The 15,164-nt window shown below is 65.3% G+C and carries 14 protein-coding genes; 12 read left to right on the forward strand and 2 right to left on the reverse strand.

What is annotated here, in order from left to right; genetic code table 11:
* Positions 1-90 precede the first annotated feature (90 nt).
* The 4 genes from C7456_RS15290 to C7456_RS15305 are packed head-to-tail and all read left to right on the forward strand — an operon-like array spanning position 91 to position 6,848.
* The gene (locus C7456_RS15290) at positions 91-1,566 is read left to right on the forward strand and encodes a DUF3375 domain-containing protein (RefSeq protein WP_109724675.1); all 1,476 of its coding nucleotides are present in this window, start codon (positions 91-93) and stop codon (positions 1,564-1,566) included.
* Positions 1,567-1,597: 31 nt separating this feature from the next.
* Positions 1,598-2,272, forward strand: coding sequence for a DUF4194 domain-containing protein (locus C7456_RS15295; protein WP_109724676.1), 675 nt, complete (start codon positions 1,598-1,600; stop codon positions 2,270-2,272).
* Positions 2,269-5,646, forward strand: coding sequence for an ATP-binding protein (locus tag C7456_RS15300; RefSeq protein ID WP_109724677.1), 3,378 nt, complete (start codon positions 2,269-2,271; stop codon positions 5,644-5,646). The genes C7456_RS15295 and C7456_RS15300 overlap by 4 nt, the downstream gene beginning before the upstream one ends.
* Positions 5,643-6,848 carry a DUF3322 domain-containing protein gene (locus C7456_RS15305; RefSeq protein WP_043223293.1) on the forward strand — a complete coding sequence of 402 codons (1,206 nt, stop codon included), beginning with the start codon at positions 5,643-5,645 and terminating at the stop codon, positions 6,846-6,848. The genes C7456_RS15300 and C7456_RS15305 overlap by 4 nt, the downstream gene beginning before the upstream one ends.
* A 21-nt stretch (positions 6,849-6,869) precedes the next feature.
* On the opposite strand, the gene C7456_RS15310 is transcribed toward C7456_RS15305, so the two are convergent.
* Positions 6,870-8,114, reverse strand: a complete 1,245-nt coding sequence (locus C7456_RS15310) for a type II toxin-antitoxin system HipA family toxin (RefSeq protein WP_087837839.1) — start codon at positions 8,112-8,114, stop codon at positions 6,870-6,872.
* Positions 8,114-8,524, reverse strand: a complete 411-nt coding sequence (locus C7456_RS15315) for a helix-turn-helix domain-containing protein (RefSeq protein WP_027350494.1) — start codon at positions 8,522-8,524, stop codon at positions 8,114-8,116. The genes C7456_RS15310 and C7456_RS15315 overlap by 1 nt, the downstream gene beginning before the upstream one ends.
* A 703-nt stretch (positions 8,525-9,227) precedes the next feature.
* On the opposite strand from C7456_RS15315, the gene C7456_RS15320 reads away from it, so the two are divergent.
* The 8 genes from C7456_RS15320 to C7456_RS15355 form a co-directional block, all read left to right on the forward strand.
* Entirely contained in the window at positions 9,228-9,989 is a 762-nt protein-coding gene (locus C7456_RS15320) for a hypothetical protein (RefSeq protein ID WP_109724678.1), read from the forward strand.
* A gap of 110 nt (positions 9,990-10,099) precedes the next feature.
* Positions 10,100-10,318 (forward strand): AlpA family transcriptional regulator, encoded by a 219-nt coding sequence (locus C7456_RS15325; RefSeq protein ID WP_009461157.1) that lies wholly within the window; start codon positions 10,100-10,102, stop codon positions 10,316-10,318.
* 41 nt (positions 10,319-10,359) lie between these two features.
* Positions 10,360-11,226 carry a ParA family protein gene (locus C7456_RS15330; protein WP_109724679.1) on the forward strand — a complete coding sequence of 289 codons (867 nt, stop codon included), beginning with the start codon at positions 10,360-10,362 and terminating at the stop codon, positions 11,224-11,226.
* On the forward strand, positions 11,210-11,458 hold the full coding sequence (locus tag C7456_RS15335; protein WP_109724680.1) for a hypothetical protein: 249 nt from the start codon (positions 11,210-11,212) through the stop codon (positions 11,456-11,458). Before C7456_RS15330 ends, C7456_RS15335 begins: the two co-directional genes overlap by 17 nt.
* Positions 11,451-13,109 (forward strand): ParB family protein, encoded by a 1,659-nt coding sequence (locus tag C7456_RS15340; RefSeq protein WP_109724681.1) that lies wholly within the window; start codon positions 11,451-11,453, stop codon positions 13,107-13,109. The genes C7456_RS15335 and C7456_RS15340 overlap by 8 nt, the downstream gene beginning before the upstream one ends.
* A gap of 17 nt (positions 13,110-13,126) precedes the next feature.
* Positions 13,127-13,693 (forward strand): DUF2857 domain-containing protein, encoded by a 567-nt coding sequence (locus C7456_RS15345; protein WP_109724682.1) that lies wholly within the window; start codon positions 13,127-13,129, stop codon positions 13,691-13,693.
* A complete protein-coding gene (locus tag C7456_RS15350) occupies positions 13,690-14,886 on the forward strand; it encodes an STY4528 family pathogenicity island replication protein (RefSeq protein WP_109724683.1) in 1,197 nt (398 codons plus the stop codon). Before C7456_RS15345 ends, C7456_RS15350 begins: the two co-directional genes overlap by 4 nt.
* Before the next feature lie 149 nt (positions 14,887-15,035).
* The coding region (locus tag C7456_RS15355; RefSeq protein WP_281268534.1) for a type II toxin-antitoxin system RelB/DinJ family antitoxin at positions 15,036-15,164 on the forward strand (129 nt) is incomplete at its 3' end.

The raw sequence follows: 15,164 nt of genomic DNA on the forward strand, positions 1-15,164 counted from the left end.
CGCCTTGATTCGCGCTTTCCGGGCAAGCCGATCCGTGCATTCGGATCGAGACGTCGTTGTCAACGAACGGCTCGGATAAGGCAGCCCATCATGGCACTCGACCACCTCACACTCACCACATACCGCGATCGGCATCCTGCATGGCGATTGCTGGCCTCGCCACATGCGCCATTGGTAGCAAGCTTCCTGTACCGGGTGTTCGTTGCACCGAACGTGCGGCTGACGAGCGAAGCGGATCTGGCCGAAATGCTGGAAGATGAGCTGTTTGCCCTGCGCGAACAGCTCGGTGCAGAGGTGTATCCGAAAGCCGCAACTGAATACCTGAATGACTGGTGCGCGCCGGACAAGGGCTGGCTGCGCAAGTTCTACAAGCCCGGAACCGACGAGGCCCAGTTCGATCTCACCCCCGCCACCGAAAAAGCCATCGCCTGGCTGGTATCGCTGACCGAACGGCCTTTCGTCGGCACTGAATCTCGCCTGCTGACCTTGTTCGCGCTGCTGGAGCAGATCAGCACCGGAAGCGAGGCCGATCCAGCCAGGCGCCTGGAGGAACTGCGCCGCAAGCGCGACGAGATCGACGCCGAGATCGGCCGCGTCTTGTCCGGCGACGTGCCGCTCATGGATGACACGGCCATCAAGGATCGCTTCCTGCAATTCCAACAGTTGGCGCGCGAACTGCTGAGTGACTTCCGCCAGGTGGAACACAACTTCCGCCAACTCGACCGCAGCGTCCGCGAGAAGATCGCGTTGTGGGACGGCAGCAAGGGGACGCTGCTCGACGAGGTCATGGGCGAGCGCGACGCCATCGGGGATTCCGACCAGGGGCGCAGCTTCCGTGCATTCTGGGATTTCCTGATGTCCAGCCGTCGCCAGGAAGAACTGTCCGCACGGCTCGACCATATCCTCGGCCTGCCCGCCGTGGCTGCGCTCAAGCCGGAGCCGCGCACCCGCCGGGTGCACCACGATTGGCTGGAAGCCGGCGAACATACCCAGCGCACGGTAGCGCAGTTGTCGCAACAACTGCGCCGCTTCCTGGATGACCGGGCCTTCCAGGAAAACCGTCGCATCCTCGAACTGTTGCGCAGCATTGAGACCAAGGCGCTTGCATTGCGCGACATGCCACCGACCGGCGAAGTGATGCTCCTCGACGAGATGGGCGCGGACATCGCCTTGCCGCAGGAACGCCCCCTGTTTGCGCTCCATGCCAAGCCACGCCTGGCGGAACTGATACTTGAATCCGGCGAGGACGACGACATCGACACCACACGCCTGTTCGACCAGCACGTCGTGGACAAGACCCGCCTGCGTGAGGCCCTGCGGCAGGCATTGCGGCAGCAGTCGCAGATCAGCTTGCGCGCGTTGCTGGAGACCCAGCCGCTGCAACAGGGATTGGCCGAACTGGTCACCTGGCTGGAACTGGCCCACGCGGGCAGCCGCTGGCTGGATGGCCTCAGGGCCACGGTGGATGACGATGTGCAGGAGATCATCGAATGGGCCATGCAGGACAGCGATGGCTCGACGGTACGACGGCGGGCGCGAATGCCACGCGTGATTTTTACGCGTTGAATGCAAGCTGCGACGGATAGAGCGGAGACCCATGAACGATATGCACCAGGATGATCCAGAAGGCGGCACCGAGTCGCGCCCGCCCGTTGTAGCGGAACTCTCGCAACTGATGGTGCATTTGCTCAAAGGCGTGTTGTACCGTCAGGACGACGAGCGCCTATGGGCCAGCCTGTTGAGCCTGCAAGCGCGGGTGCGGGAGCAGGCGGCGGTGTTGTTGCTGGATCTGGTACTGGACGAAGCCGAGGGGTACGCCTTCTTCAAAAGCCAGCCGGAGCCGGAGGATGTGGACGCCACACCCCGTCCGCCGCGCCTGATCGCGCGACGGCCGCTGTCCTACCCGGTCAGCCTGATGCTGGCCTTGCTGCGCAAGCGCATGGCCGAAGCCGACGCCGGCGGCGGCGATACCCGGCTGGTGCTGTCGCGCGAGGAGATCGCCGAACTGATGCGCGTGTTTCTGCCGGACGGCACCAACGAAGCGCGCCTCGTCGACCAAGTGGATTCGACCATCACCAAGGTGGTGGAATTGGGCTATCTGCGCAAGCTCAAGCCCGCTGCCGGCGCAGCTCAGCAGGCACCTCGCTACGAGGTGCGGCGCATCCTCAAGGCGTTCGTCGATGCACAGTGGCTGGCCGACTTCGATGCGCGCCTGGAGGGCTATCGCACCGCATTGTCAGGTGCCGATCGCGACAAGGAAGCTGGCCGATGAACGATTTTTCGCCACAGGAGCTCGATTTCGTGGCCGACGACAGCCGCGTCGGCTTTCGCCTGCAGCGGCTGGAAGTTCTGAACTGGGGCACATTCGACCGGCGCGTCTGGCGCTATGAACTCGATGGGCGTAACGGCCTGCTCACTGGCGACATCGGTTCGGGCAAATCCACCCTGGTCGATGCCGTCACCACGCTGCTGGTGCCAGCGCAACGCATCGCCTACAACAAGGCCGCAGGCGCCGAGACGCGTGAGCGATCACTGCGGTCCTACGTGCTGGGCCATTACAAGAGCGAGCGCAACGAAACCACCGGCAGCGCCCGCCCGGTGGCGCTGCGCGATGCAAGCAGCTACAGCGTGATCCTGGGTGTGTTCCGCAACGAAGCCTATGGCCAGTCGGTCACGCTGGCGCAGGTATTCTGGTTTCGCGAACCACAGGGCCAGCCCGCACGCTTGTTCGTGACGGTAGAGCGGGAGCTGTCCATCACCGAGCACTTTTCCGGATTCGGCAGCGACATCAACGGCCTGCGCAAGAAGTTGCGCGCGATGGGCTGCGAACTGAATGACAGCTTCCCGCCCTACGGCGCCTGGTTCCGCCGCCGCTTCGGCATCGAGCACGAGCAGGCGCTGGAGCTGTTCCATCAGACGGTTTCCATGAAATCGGTTGGCAATCTGACCGATTTCGTGCGCAGCCATATGCTCGAACCGTTCGACGTGGGGGGGCGCATCGAGGCACTGCTCGGCCATTTCGATGACCTCGACCGCGCCCACCAGTCGGTACTCAAGGCCAAGCGGCAGATCGAGTTGTTGACTCCGCTGGTGGAGGATGGCCTTCGCCACGGGCAAATCGCCGCCGAGATCCAGGCGCTGCGCGAAGGACGCGATGCATTACGCCCGTACTTCGCCGGCTTGAAGGCAGCACTGCTGGAGAGGCGCCTGGAATTGTTGACTCAGGATGCGACGCGCTGGGACGCCCGCATCAAGCAACTGGGAGAGCAACGAGACAACGCCCGAATCGAGCAGGGGAAGCTCGAAGGCGCACTGCGCGAGAACGGCGGCGACCGGCTGCAACAACTCGCTGCCGCCATTCAGCAGCAGGAGGCAGAGAAACAGCAACGGCAGGAGAAAGCGGACACCTACACCACGCTATTGACGCGCATTGGAGAAGCAGCGCCGGGAGACGAAGCTGCTTTCATGACACAAAGATCCACCATCGGAGAACACGCCGAAGCGCTGCGCACAAGCATTGCGGACCACGATACGCAGATCAATGAAGACGGATATGCGCTGCGGCGGGGTCAGGAAGAACACAAAGCGCTCAGCGACGAGATCGACAGCCTTGCGCGTCGCAAGAGCAATATCGACGCGGCCCAGGTGCGCATCCGCGACGCATTGTGCGCCGCCCTGTCCATCGCCGAGGAAGACCTGCCCTTTGCCGGCGAACTGATCCAGGTGCGCGAGGACGAACGCGACTGGGAGGGCGCGGCCGAACGCCTGCTGCATGGCTTCGGCCTGTCCCTGCTGGTGCCGGATAGGCACTACAAGGACGTGGCCGACTGGGTGGAGCGCCAGCACCTGGGCACGCGCCTGGTGTACTTCCACGTGCGTGCGCGCAAGTCCACGCTGGCCGGCAGCCTGCACCCCCAGTCGCTGGTGCGCAAGCTGCTCATCAAGCCCGACACGCCGTACTACGACTGGCTTGAACGCGAACTGCACCACCGCTTCGACCTGGCCTGCTGCGACAACACCGAGCAGTTCCGCCGCGAGACCCGAGCCATCACCCGCGCCGGACAGATCAAGGACCCGAGCGGACGCCACGAAAAGGACGACCGCCGCCGCATCGACGACCGCAGTCGCTACGTGCTGGGCTGGAGCAACGCCGACAAGCTGCGGACCTTGCGTGACGAACGTGAAGGCCTGGAACAGCGACTGGGCGACATCGGTCTGCGCATTGCCAACACACAGCGATTGCGCGGGCAATGCCAGGCGCAACTGGAGGCCTTGGCCAAGCTCGAAGTCTTCACCCGCTACAGCGAGATCGACTGGCAGGCACCGGCACGCGAGATTGCCCGGCTGACCGAGGAACGCGACCGCCTCAAGGCGGCCTCCGATACCCTGCGGGAACTGGAAAGCCAACTGGCGCAGGTCGTTGAGCGCCTGAAGGAGATCGAAGGCGATCTTGGCGAGGCACAAGGCAAACGCGGAGAAATTCGCAGCAAGCACGAAACTGCCCAGGCACAGCATGCGCAGGCTCTCGAAATCCAGACGCAAGCCGCACTCGACGACATGTTGCTGCAATCTCTTGAGGGCTGGCGCGCCGAAGTCCTGGGCGACCACCAGCTCACGGTGGAATCCTGCGACAACCGCGAACAGGACGTGCGCAATGGCTTGCAGGCGCGCATCGATGCCGAAGACAAGCGTCTCTCACGCCTGACCGAACGCATCATCAACGCCATGCGCGGTTTTAAGGAGGCCTTCAAGGCAGAGACCGCCGAGATCGACATCAGCCTGGCCGCGCTGCCCGAGTTCGAGCGCTTGATGAAGGATTTGCAGCACGACGACCTGCCGCGCTTCGAAGCGCGTTTCAAGGAACTGCTCAACGTCAATACCATCAACGAGATCGCCAATTTCAACGCCCAGCTCGCGCGCGAGCGTGAAACGATCAAGGAGCGGGTCGATGTCATCAACCAATCCTTGCAGGTGATCGACTACAACCCCGGACGCTACATCCGGTTGCTGGCGCAACCCAGCCCCGATGCGGAGATCCGCGACTTCCTGCAGGATCTGCGTGCCTGCACCGAAGGCGCGCTGAGCGGCTCGGAAGACGAACAGTATTCCGAGACCAAATTTCTGCAGGTCAAAGCCATCATCGACCGCTTCCGGGGGCGCGAGGGACTGGCCGAGATCGACCGGCGCTGGATGCAGAAGGTGACCGACGTGCGCAACGGCTTCCTGTTTTCCGCCAGCGAGCGCTGGCGCGAGGACGATGCCGAGCACGAACACTACTCCGACTCCGGCGGCAAATCCGGCGGGCAGAAGGAGAAGCTGGCCTATACCGTGCTGGCCGCCAGCCTGGCCTACCAGTTCGGCCTGGAATGGGGGGCGGTGCGCTCGCGCTCGTTCCGTTTTGTCGTGATCGACGAAGCCTTCGGGCGCGGCTCGGATGAATCGGCCCAGTATGGGCTGGAACTGTTCCGCCAGCTCAACCTGCAACTGCTGATCATTACGCCGCTGCAAAAGATCCACATCATCGAGTCCTACGTGTCCAGCGTCGGCTTCGTGCACAACGAAGGCGGCCGCGAGTCGCGGCTGCGCAACCTGAGCATTGAAGAGTATCGTGCGCAGAAGGCTGCTGCCACGGGAGCCGCCCCATGACCTGGAGCCAGCCCACCGATCTGCGCACGCAGGTCGAACGGCTGTGGCAGCGCGGCGAACTGCTGCGTACCGTGGTCGGCGGTGACACACTGAATTGGCCATTGCGGCTGTCGCTGAAGTCGCCGTCCGCCGCCGATCTCAGCAACCGTTTCGATGCCGTGCGCGGCTGGGTGCGGGAAATCAGCGCCATGCCGCGCGTGCGCATCGAATGGCGCGAGTGGATGCACCGGGTGCAGGGCCGGCAGCGTCTGCCGGACACGCTGTGGATCGATACGTTGGACGATGCACTGGCGATGATCGGCAAGACCGGCGATGCCCGCCGGTTCCAGGCGCTCTGGCAGCAAACTGCCGAAGCGCAACCCACACTGCTGGCATGGCTGCAAAGATCGCCGTTGCAGACTTTGGCGCTGGCCGAACACTGGCCACGCCTGCTGGCCGTGGTGGCCTGGGTGCAAGCCCATCCGCGCCCAGGCGTCTATCTTCGGCAGGTTGACGCGCCGGGCGTGGACAGCAAATTCATCGAAGCCCATCGCGGTACGCTGGCTCAGTGGCTGGATCTGGCTTTGCCGACGGAAGCCATCGACCACGCTGCTACCGGGATGGCCGGGTTTGCCCGTCGCTACGGTTTTCTGGAGAAGCCCGTTCGCATCCGCCTGCGCTTGCTCGATCCGCAACTGCCCCAGCTTCCCGGCTGCACCGGACTGACCGACATCACCCTGGATGAGGATAGCTTCGCCACGCTCACCTTGCCTGCGCAGCGTGTGTTCATCACCGAAAACGAGGTGAACTTCCTAGCGTTCCCACCGGTCTCCAGTGCCATCGTCGTGTTCGGTGCCGGCTATGGCTGGGGAGCGCTCGCCCGAGCCAACTGGCTGCATCGCGCCTCTCTGCACTACTGGGGAGACATCGATACCCATGGCTTTGCCATTCTGGACAGCCTGCGCAAGTATTTCCCGCTAGCCGCTTCGTTCCTCATGGACCGCTCCACCCTGATGGCCCACGCACTTCAATGGGGTGACGAGCCCCTCGACAAACGCCATACGTTGCCCTTGTCCCGACTGGTCGATGAGGAGGCCGCTCTCTACGACGACTTGCGTCATGACCGAATCCGGCCACAGCTGCGGCTGGAACAGGAACGCATCAGCTATCGCTGGCTATGCGCGGCGTTGGCGACAACAGTCCAGGACGATTCTCGGCCGTAGCGGTATGTCCTGCCGATGTCGTCAGGGCGTGGTCGATTCGACGAACGCCGGCTCGAAATCCAGCAGGTCGGTACCGCGCATGCCCAATCCCCGGGCCACTGCACGCCAGCCCGCCACGGCCTGGGCCACTTCGTTCCAGATCGCCTGCGCTTGCGCAGCATCCAGCCTGAAATACGACGCGGCGGCCATCAGCATGTCACGGCTGTCGATGACGCCGGTGTCCTCGGTCAGCCAGGTCTTGCTCTCGCGACGGTCGCCCGGCATCGGGTTCAGGTCGAAGGCCGGCGACAGGCGCCAGCCGCGCCGGCGCGCGTCGTAGAGGAAGCCGGTGTTGCGCAGGTGGTCGTCGGTATTGCAGATCAGGAAATTGAGGACCAGCCGCCGCCACAGCTCATGGATGTCGGCGATCGGATCGGCGCCCGACTGAAGCAGCACATCCACCAGTTCGGTGTAGGCATGCGTCGCATCGCGGCCATCGGACTGGAGCATCGTCGCGGCCGACACGTAGGGGATGCGAGCGCCGTCGTCGGTGCGGTCGAAACGCCGGATGACGGCGACCGCCGTGCCGCCGATCATTTCCACGCGGGCCGGCGCCGCGCGGATGCCGGCCCTGGCCGCCAGTTGCATGGCCAGCACTTCGCCCCGGATCACGTCGCGCCGGTCCGCCTGGCTGGGAAACTTGCCGACCGCCAGGCGTCCGTCAGCGTCCCGCACCGTGGACTTCGGCCGGGCACCACCCAGCGACGTGCCTTGCCCCAGCAGGTAGCGCAGGTCCTGCGCACTTTCCGTTCCGTCTTCCAGGGCGCGGGCCGCGTGGAGCACCTTCTCCAGTTCCACCAGTGGCGGTACGTGCCGGTTCGCTCCTCCGGCGCGCAGGTAGGCGCCAGAGTGCGGATCGAACAGGCGCAGCGCGCCGATGCGCGCCTCGTCGTCCACCCACATCACGAAGTCCACCGGGTCCAATGCAGGCGTGTCGCGGTCCTCCTGCCGCAGCTTCGCATGGGCGCGCCGGATCACGCGCTCGCCCCAGGCGTCGGGCGCGGTGTCCTCCAGCGCGAGGAAGAACACCTGCCGGGGATGTTGCACGCCGGCCACCGGCTGGAGGTCGGGCGACAGCGTGAAGAACCGGGCATCCCGCAGCCAGCCTTCGTCATAGCTGAACGCGCTGCGCCGGCCGCTGCCAAGATGCAGGCGCCCCACGACCAAGCCGCTCGCCCCCAGGTGGACTTCGAGGTCCGGACGTCGTGCGGGCCGAGGCGTTGCCATCAGAAGCCCTCCAGGTCATCGGCAGGAGCGGGCGCATCGCCCTTGTCGACGACGGGCGCTGCCTGCCGCTTCCTGCCGGCAGAGGTGCGTACCCGCTGCGGCAACTGCGCCCGCACCAGTTCCATGCCGAGCGCATCGTTCTCCAGGGTCATCGCCTGGGCCAGGTCATCGAGCCGGCCCAGCACGTGCAGCGCGCGCAGGAAGGTGTGTAGCGCGGTGCCGGGATAGCCATCTTCCATGCGCCGGACGGTGCTCAGGGACGTGCCGATGCGCTGAGCAAGGTCTTCCTGGCTGAGGCGGCGCATGCGCCGCGCCGCCGAGATGTCCTGCCCCAGGCGGCGCAGCGCGCGCGCGACAGGCTGCGGCATCGCCACCTGCGCACCGGAGCGCTTTTGCTCGGAAGAAGACATCTTTTAGGGCCTCAAATATGAAGTTATTCTCGAAATAAGCATTCATATTTGAATGCAAAAATGGGGGTCAGTCAACCCAGTCCATGTCTGCCCTTGCAGTTCTGGTGACCGCGCTGCGCCATTGCCAGCCGTCCTGTTCGTGAGAGGTGTCACCGGGCTGCCAACTCCCGATGAAATCCGGCAGGTGATCTCACCTCGTCACCGCTCGATTGTTCGCAGGAGCCACCAAACGGCTCCTACGCACGTGAGAGAAACGGGGCGTCATGCTTTGTCGATCTGGGGGAAGACCCCTCGCGTCTTGCCCCAAACCTCGCCGCACCCCGTCGAGGCGGCATCGCCACACCTGTTTCCGCCTGCACTGCGTCTGCTGATAGACCGTCGCTGTCTTGCACGCCGGTGACAACCAGGCTCTAACGCGAGAAGACCAAATCCGTCTTTCGCCTCGATGGCGTCTGTAGCAAACCTCGTTATCGAGCCATCCTGCCATGTGCAGTCAACCGCTTGAAGCATACCGCCACGCAGAGGCTCGGTGCTGGTGGACAAGCGCCATATCGACAGGCGGCTGCTCTGCTGAGCATCCGTCATCCCGGCCTTTGCCACAAGCCAAGCCGCCACCGTCTCGCGCCGTGAAGGCGCGTCCCGGCAGCGATTCCAATCAACGAGAGGAAACAGATGTCCTGAATCCGGTTACCAGGGAGCAGCCATGAGAAAGTCATTTTCTTCCGGCGCCCACGCCAAGGTCTTCTACCGTCCGATCGAGGCGGCCATCCAGTGGGCAGGGCTGTCGCGTTTCGAGCGTCGCATCCTCGATGTCGCCAAGGGGATGAACCGCTTGCCGGAGCACCCCGAACTGGCGCGCTGGCCACAGCTTCGCCTGAACGCGGAACGGATCTACGACGCACTGGTGCACCTCGACCTTCCCTACGGCAAGGACGGCATCACGAGCAACGACCCCGCCTTGCTCGATGACCCCAGCCTCACGATCCGCCACGTCGATCTGAAGGCATGGATGATCCGTTTCTATCCCGACCAGCGACCGGCCTTCCTGTTCGATGCCTTCGAGCGTCACCTGCATCCGGCCGTCAGTGTCGATGCCGTGCAGGCACTGGTCATGGATCGCGAGGCGTTGAAGCTCCAGCTTGCCGACAAGGTGCAAGCCTGGGACGCGCTCTATGACCAGTTCCAGACGCTCAGCCAGGAGCACCAGGCACGTACGGAGCGCGAGAAGCGTTCCGGGATGCCGGGCGCCCGCAGTGAATCCACCTACCTGAATATCGTTGGCGGTCTTCTGACCCTGCTGTTGGGCAAGTCACCCAATGGCGTTCCCTATTCGTCTTTCGAGACGCTGGAGTCGGTCATCAGTGCGCTGGTTGCCCATTACGGCGACAAGTCCGGGATCAGCGAGCGAACGCTGTGGGCGAAGTTTTCGGCAGCCAAGCGTCATCTCGCCACCCGGGACCGCTGACTGCAAGTGCAGACGGCATGTCTGCACTTGCGGTGACTGCGCGGGAACCGCGCTATTGAATACGGGGCACGTCCATCACCGCCGCTACACAGCGCCAAGGAGTGCCCCTCGTGACTGCCCAGACCATCGCCACCGCGACGCCGAACGAACACCGCATCCTGCGCCGCGCGGAAGTCGAGGCCAAGACCGGCTTCAAGCGCGCCCACATCTACAACCTGATCAAGGAGGGTAAGTTTCCCAAGCCCCTGCGCCTCGGGGTACGCGCCATCGGCTGGGATTCGGTGGAGATCGATCAGTGGATCACCGATCGCCTCAGGGAACGGGCGTGAGTCCGCGCTGCGTCGGAATCCCTTCCACGAGGAGTCGCGCCATGCAGGTGGTATCCATCATTTCGACCAAGGGGGGCGTCGGCAAGACGACCACCGCGGCGAACCTGGGCGGCTTCATCGCCGATGCGGGGCTGCGCGTTCTGCTGCTGGACCTGGACGTACAGCCCACCTTGTCGAGCTACTTCACGCTCGGCACGCATGCGCCTGCCGGTATCTACGAGATGCTGGCCTTCAACGAGCAGCGTATCGAGCAATTGGCTTCGCAGACCGCTGTGGCGGGTCTCGACCTGGTGGTCTCGAACGACCGCCGCGGCGAACTGAACACGCTGCTGCTGCACGCGCCCGACGGCAGGCTTCGCCTGCGTCACCTGCTCCCCGCGCTGGCGTCGCACTACGACCTGCTGCTGATCGATACCCAGGGAGCGCGCAGCGTGCTGCTGGAGATGGCGGTACTGGCCTCCAGCCTGGCGCTGTCACCGGTGACGCCGGAAATCCTGGCGGCGCGTGAGCTGAGGCGCGGCACGCTGCAACTGATCGAGGACATCGCTCCGTATCGGCACCTCGGCATCGAGCCACCGCCGCTGCGCTTGCTCATCAACCGCGTGCATCCGGTGTCGTCGAACGCCCGACTGATCCAGCAGGCCCTGCGACAAGTCTTCCAGGCGCACGCTGGCATACAGGTCCTGAACACCAACGTCCCGGCCATCGAGGCCTACCCACGTGCCGCAACACGAGGACTGCCGGTGCATCGCGTCGAGTACCGGCAACCAGTGGGCCGTACTGCGCCTGCGGCGTTGGAGACGATGCGTGCGCTGGCTGGCGAGCTGTTCCCGGCATGGCGGGAGCGCTTCGCGTGCGTTACCGGCAAAGGTCACGCAGGGAGAACCAGGCATGGCGAACGCGCATGAACTGGCCCGCGGCCATGACCGGCTGCGCGCACTGATCGAGTTCGCGCTGAGCGAAGGCTGGCACGTAAAACGCACGCGCGGCGGGCACCTGATGTTCACCAAGCCCGGCTGCGCCGCGATCTACACCAGTTCGACCGCGAGCGATCACCGCGCCAGCCGCAACGCTCGCGCGCAGCTTCGCCGCGCCGATCGACAGGCACCGGTGGCATCTCGGGAGAGCAGCGATGGCTGAGTCGACGCCGCAGGACATGGCCGCCAAGCTGCTGGCCACCGGCTTCGAACGCAGCGGTCCTTCGGCCGCCGCCCTGACCGACCCCATCGCCGATACGCCGATGGTGGTGACGCTGGACGAGTTGCGCCCCTATGAACATGACCCACGCGTGACGCGCAACCCGGCCTACGAGGAAATCAAGGCCTCGATCCGCGAGCGCGGGCTGGACGCACCGCCCGCGATCACCCGCCGGCCGGGCGAGGCGCACTACATCATCAGGAACGGTGGCAATACGCGGCTCGCCATCCTGCGCGAACTGTGGAGCGAAACCAAGGAAGACCGCTTCTTCCGGATCGCGTGCCTGTTCCGCCCGTGGCCGGCGCGCGGCGAAATCGTGGCGTTGACCGGGCACCTGGCCGAGAACGAACTGCGCGGTGGGCTGACCTTCATCGAGCGCGCCCTGGGCATCGAGAAGGCGCGCGAGTTCTACGAGCAAGAAAGCGGCCAGGCGCTGTCACAGAGCGAACTCGCACGGCGGCTGACGGCCGACGGCTATCCGGTGCCGCAGTCACACATCAGCCGCATGAACGATGCGGTGCGCTACCTGCTGCCGGCGATACCGAACCTGCTCTACGGCGGCCTGGGACGACATCAGGTGGAACGGATCGCGGTACTGCGCAAGGCGTGCGAGCGCACCTGGGAGCGGCGTACGCTGGGCCGCACGGTGGCCGTGGACTTCGCCACGCTGTTTCAGGACGTGCTGACGCAGTTCGACACGCAGCCGGATGACTTCTCGCCGCAGCGGGTGCAGGACGAACTGGTGGGCCAGATGGCCGAACTGCTGGAGACGGACTACGACACGCTGGCGCTGGAGATCGACGACAGCGAAAACCGCCAGCGTGCGCTGACCAGCGAACCGGCGGCGCTAACGCCTCCGGCAGCGCCTATCGTGCCTGCTGCTACTTCCGCACCGGTCTCCGCGCCTCAGCAGCCACCCGGGTCGTCCGTACCGCGCGACACCACGCCGGTCGCGCCTTCGGCGCCAGCAGCGACATCGCCTGCATCGTCCGAAGCGCTGGAGGACCAGCACGGACCACACGACGATCGCCTGCAAGGGCACATCGTGACACCGGCACCGACCACCGAGCGCCTGCAGTCCATACAACGGATGGTCGCGGACCAGCTCGGCGACAAGTTGCCCGACTTCGAGGCCGATGCGCTGCGTGCGATCCCCGTGCAGGTCGGCGGGCTCTATCCCATCTCGGACGTCTGGTACATCGAGCCGAGCTTGGACGTGCCGGATCGCCTGCGCGTGCACATCGCGCAGTTCGCGCGCGAGATCGGCGAGGAAGCGGCGGTCGCCGACCACATCGAGGCCAGCGTCAGCGGCATCGGCTTCGTCTGCGTGGCGCCGGCCGTGGACCAGGCGAAGGCGCTGCCGGCATTTGCTCGGGCGGTGCTCACCCTTCTGCAAGCGCTGAGTACGGCACCGCCCTCAGCGAACGGATTGGGCCGCGCGCGGCTGGCCGATGAGTTGGCGGCGCTGCTCCATGGCCATGGCGGCTCGGCCACACGCCTGAGCGATGCTGCGCTGGTGAAGCTGTTCCGTCTGCTGCGCCTGGCGCGCCGGCTGCTGGATCTGGAAGCCGGCGTAGCAGGCCAGGAAGCCTGAGCGCAGGAGGCTACCGCATGTCGGCACCGCACCCACTCAACCAGGCCGTGATCGCCCAGGCCCTGCATGACCTGCGCAACGGCCAGTTGCGCCGCTGCAAGGCCATGGGCTTCGGCGAGGAGGAACTGGATGCGCTGAAGCACCCCGAACTCGTGAGCATGCTGGTGAATGCCACGGTGTCGTGGTGTTCGGTGTCGGTGAACCGGGAGGTGGTGAAGCGGCTGCTGAGCCAGGTGCACGACGTGGAGCGGGAGATCGCCACGGTGGACCGCATGCTGTGCCTGGGGGCGAGCACGGAGATGGTCAGCAAGTTCTACGGTCTCACGCATCAGGAAGTGGCGCTGCGCCGCGACATCCTCGGGCTGCCCAAGCGCAAGGGCCGGCATCCGGTGCTCGACGAGGCGCAGGACGTGGCCTTGTGGGAACGCTGGAAGGCCGGCGTCGCCGAGCGCCATATCGCCCTGAGCGACGACATGTCGATGCTGGCACTGACCATGGACCTGGCCGAGGCGATGAGCCTGCCGATGTCGGTGATCTGGTCGGCGATACGGAACTGGATCGACCAGGGGCTGGTGTCGCCATGACCACGGGCAGCGCACCACGGCGCGATGGCCCGGTTGCGCTGTCGGCGGTGTTCGACGAGGCGCTGCGGCACCTTGAGCCGAAGGAGCCGGCGCAGGGCACCGCGCCAGTCGCCGACGGCTTCCTCTACAGCGGCAACCGCCATGAGAGCGTGCCGCGCAGGCTGTTCCTCGACCGGCGCCTGACACCGCTGGAGCGCAATGCCTGGCAGGTGTTCCGCCTGCAACTCAACGACGACGGCGTGACCGCCTTTCCCACCTACGACCAGCTCCGCCCCTATCTGGCGTCCATGCCCTGTGCGGCGCAAGCCTCGCACGAGACCGTGGCGCGCGCCCTGACGCTGCTGCGGCTGACGCGCTGGCTCAGCCTGGTACGGCGGCGACGCGATCCCAGGACCGGCCGCATCCACGGCAACCTCTACGTGCTGCACGACGAACCGCTGTCGCCCTTCGAGGCGATGCAGCTCGATGCCGACTACCTCGGCCTGGTCAGCCAGGCACTGACCCATGCCGCCAAGGCGGTACAGGTCGTGGGCATGAACACGCTCAAGGAGATTGCCGAAGACCCGCTGCTCAGCGGCCGCACATTGCCGACCCGCCTGCAAGTGCTGGCGCAGCGCATGGCGCTGCATGGCTGGACGACGCCAGGTTATCCACAGGAGGGTGCGGACCACGAATCCGAAGAAGGCCAGGAAGCCCTTCTTCGGAATGGCGTGCGCCCGTCTTCGGATTCCGAAGCAGGGTTGGAATCCGCGCCAGACGGCTCTCTTCGGATTCCGAAGGAGGACCGTACAGTACGTATGAATCGTATAAATAAAGAAGTACGTACAGTACCGCGCGTGAGGGCCTTGCAGAACCTGCGGCTGCCCGAGCGCTTCCTGCGCCTGAAGGACGAGCAGCAGGCCGGCGCGCTGGTGGCCTTGCAGCAGGTGGACGAGCCCCAGCGGCAGGCCGTGCTCGACGAGTGGGAGGCGCGCTGCCGCAACAGCGCAGTGCGCAACCCGGCGGGCTATCTCTTCGGCATCATCCAGAAGGCGATCCGTGGGGAGTTCAAGGCCTGGGCGGGCGACAGCGCCACGGTGCCGCCTGCTTCCCGTCCACCCGCGCCGGCACCGGCGCCATCGGCACCGCCGGTATCCCCCGAAGTGGCGCGCGCCCACCTGGCGCGGCTGCGGGCGGCCCTGCGCGACCCGTGACCGGCCGAGCTATCCCCAGGGGATAGCTGGGACAGGGAGCCTTCTGGCGGGCAGTCGGCCCGGCCCTGGCTCTTGCGCGAGTCTCAATTGAGATACAAAATACAGCCTGATGCACAAACAGGAGAGCCGAGATGGCCGCACAGACTTCGATGCTGCATATCCGAGTGGACGACAAGCTCAAGGCCGATGCCGCCGAGAAGCTCGCCGGGGTCGGCCTCACCGTTTCGGACGCCGTGCGCATCCTGCTGACCCGTGTGGTCAAGGAAGGCGCGCTGCCG

Origin of the sequence: Fulvimonas soli (assembly GCF_003148905.1) — a bacterium.
GTDB classification, from domain to species: Bacteria; Pseudomonadota; Gammaproteobacteria; order Xanthomonadales; family Rhodanobacteraceae; genus Fulvimonas; species Fulvimonas soli.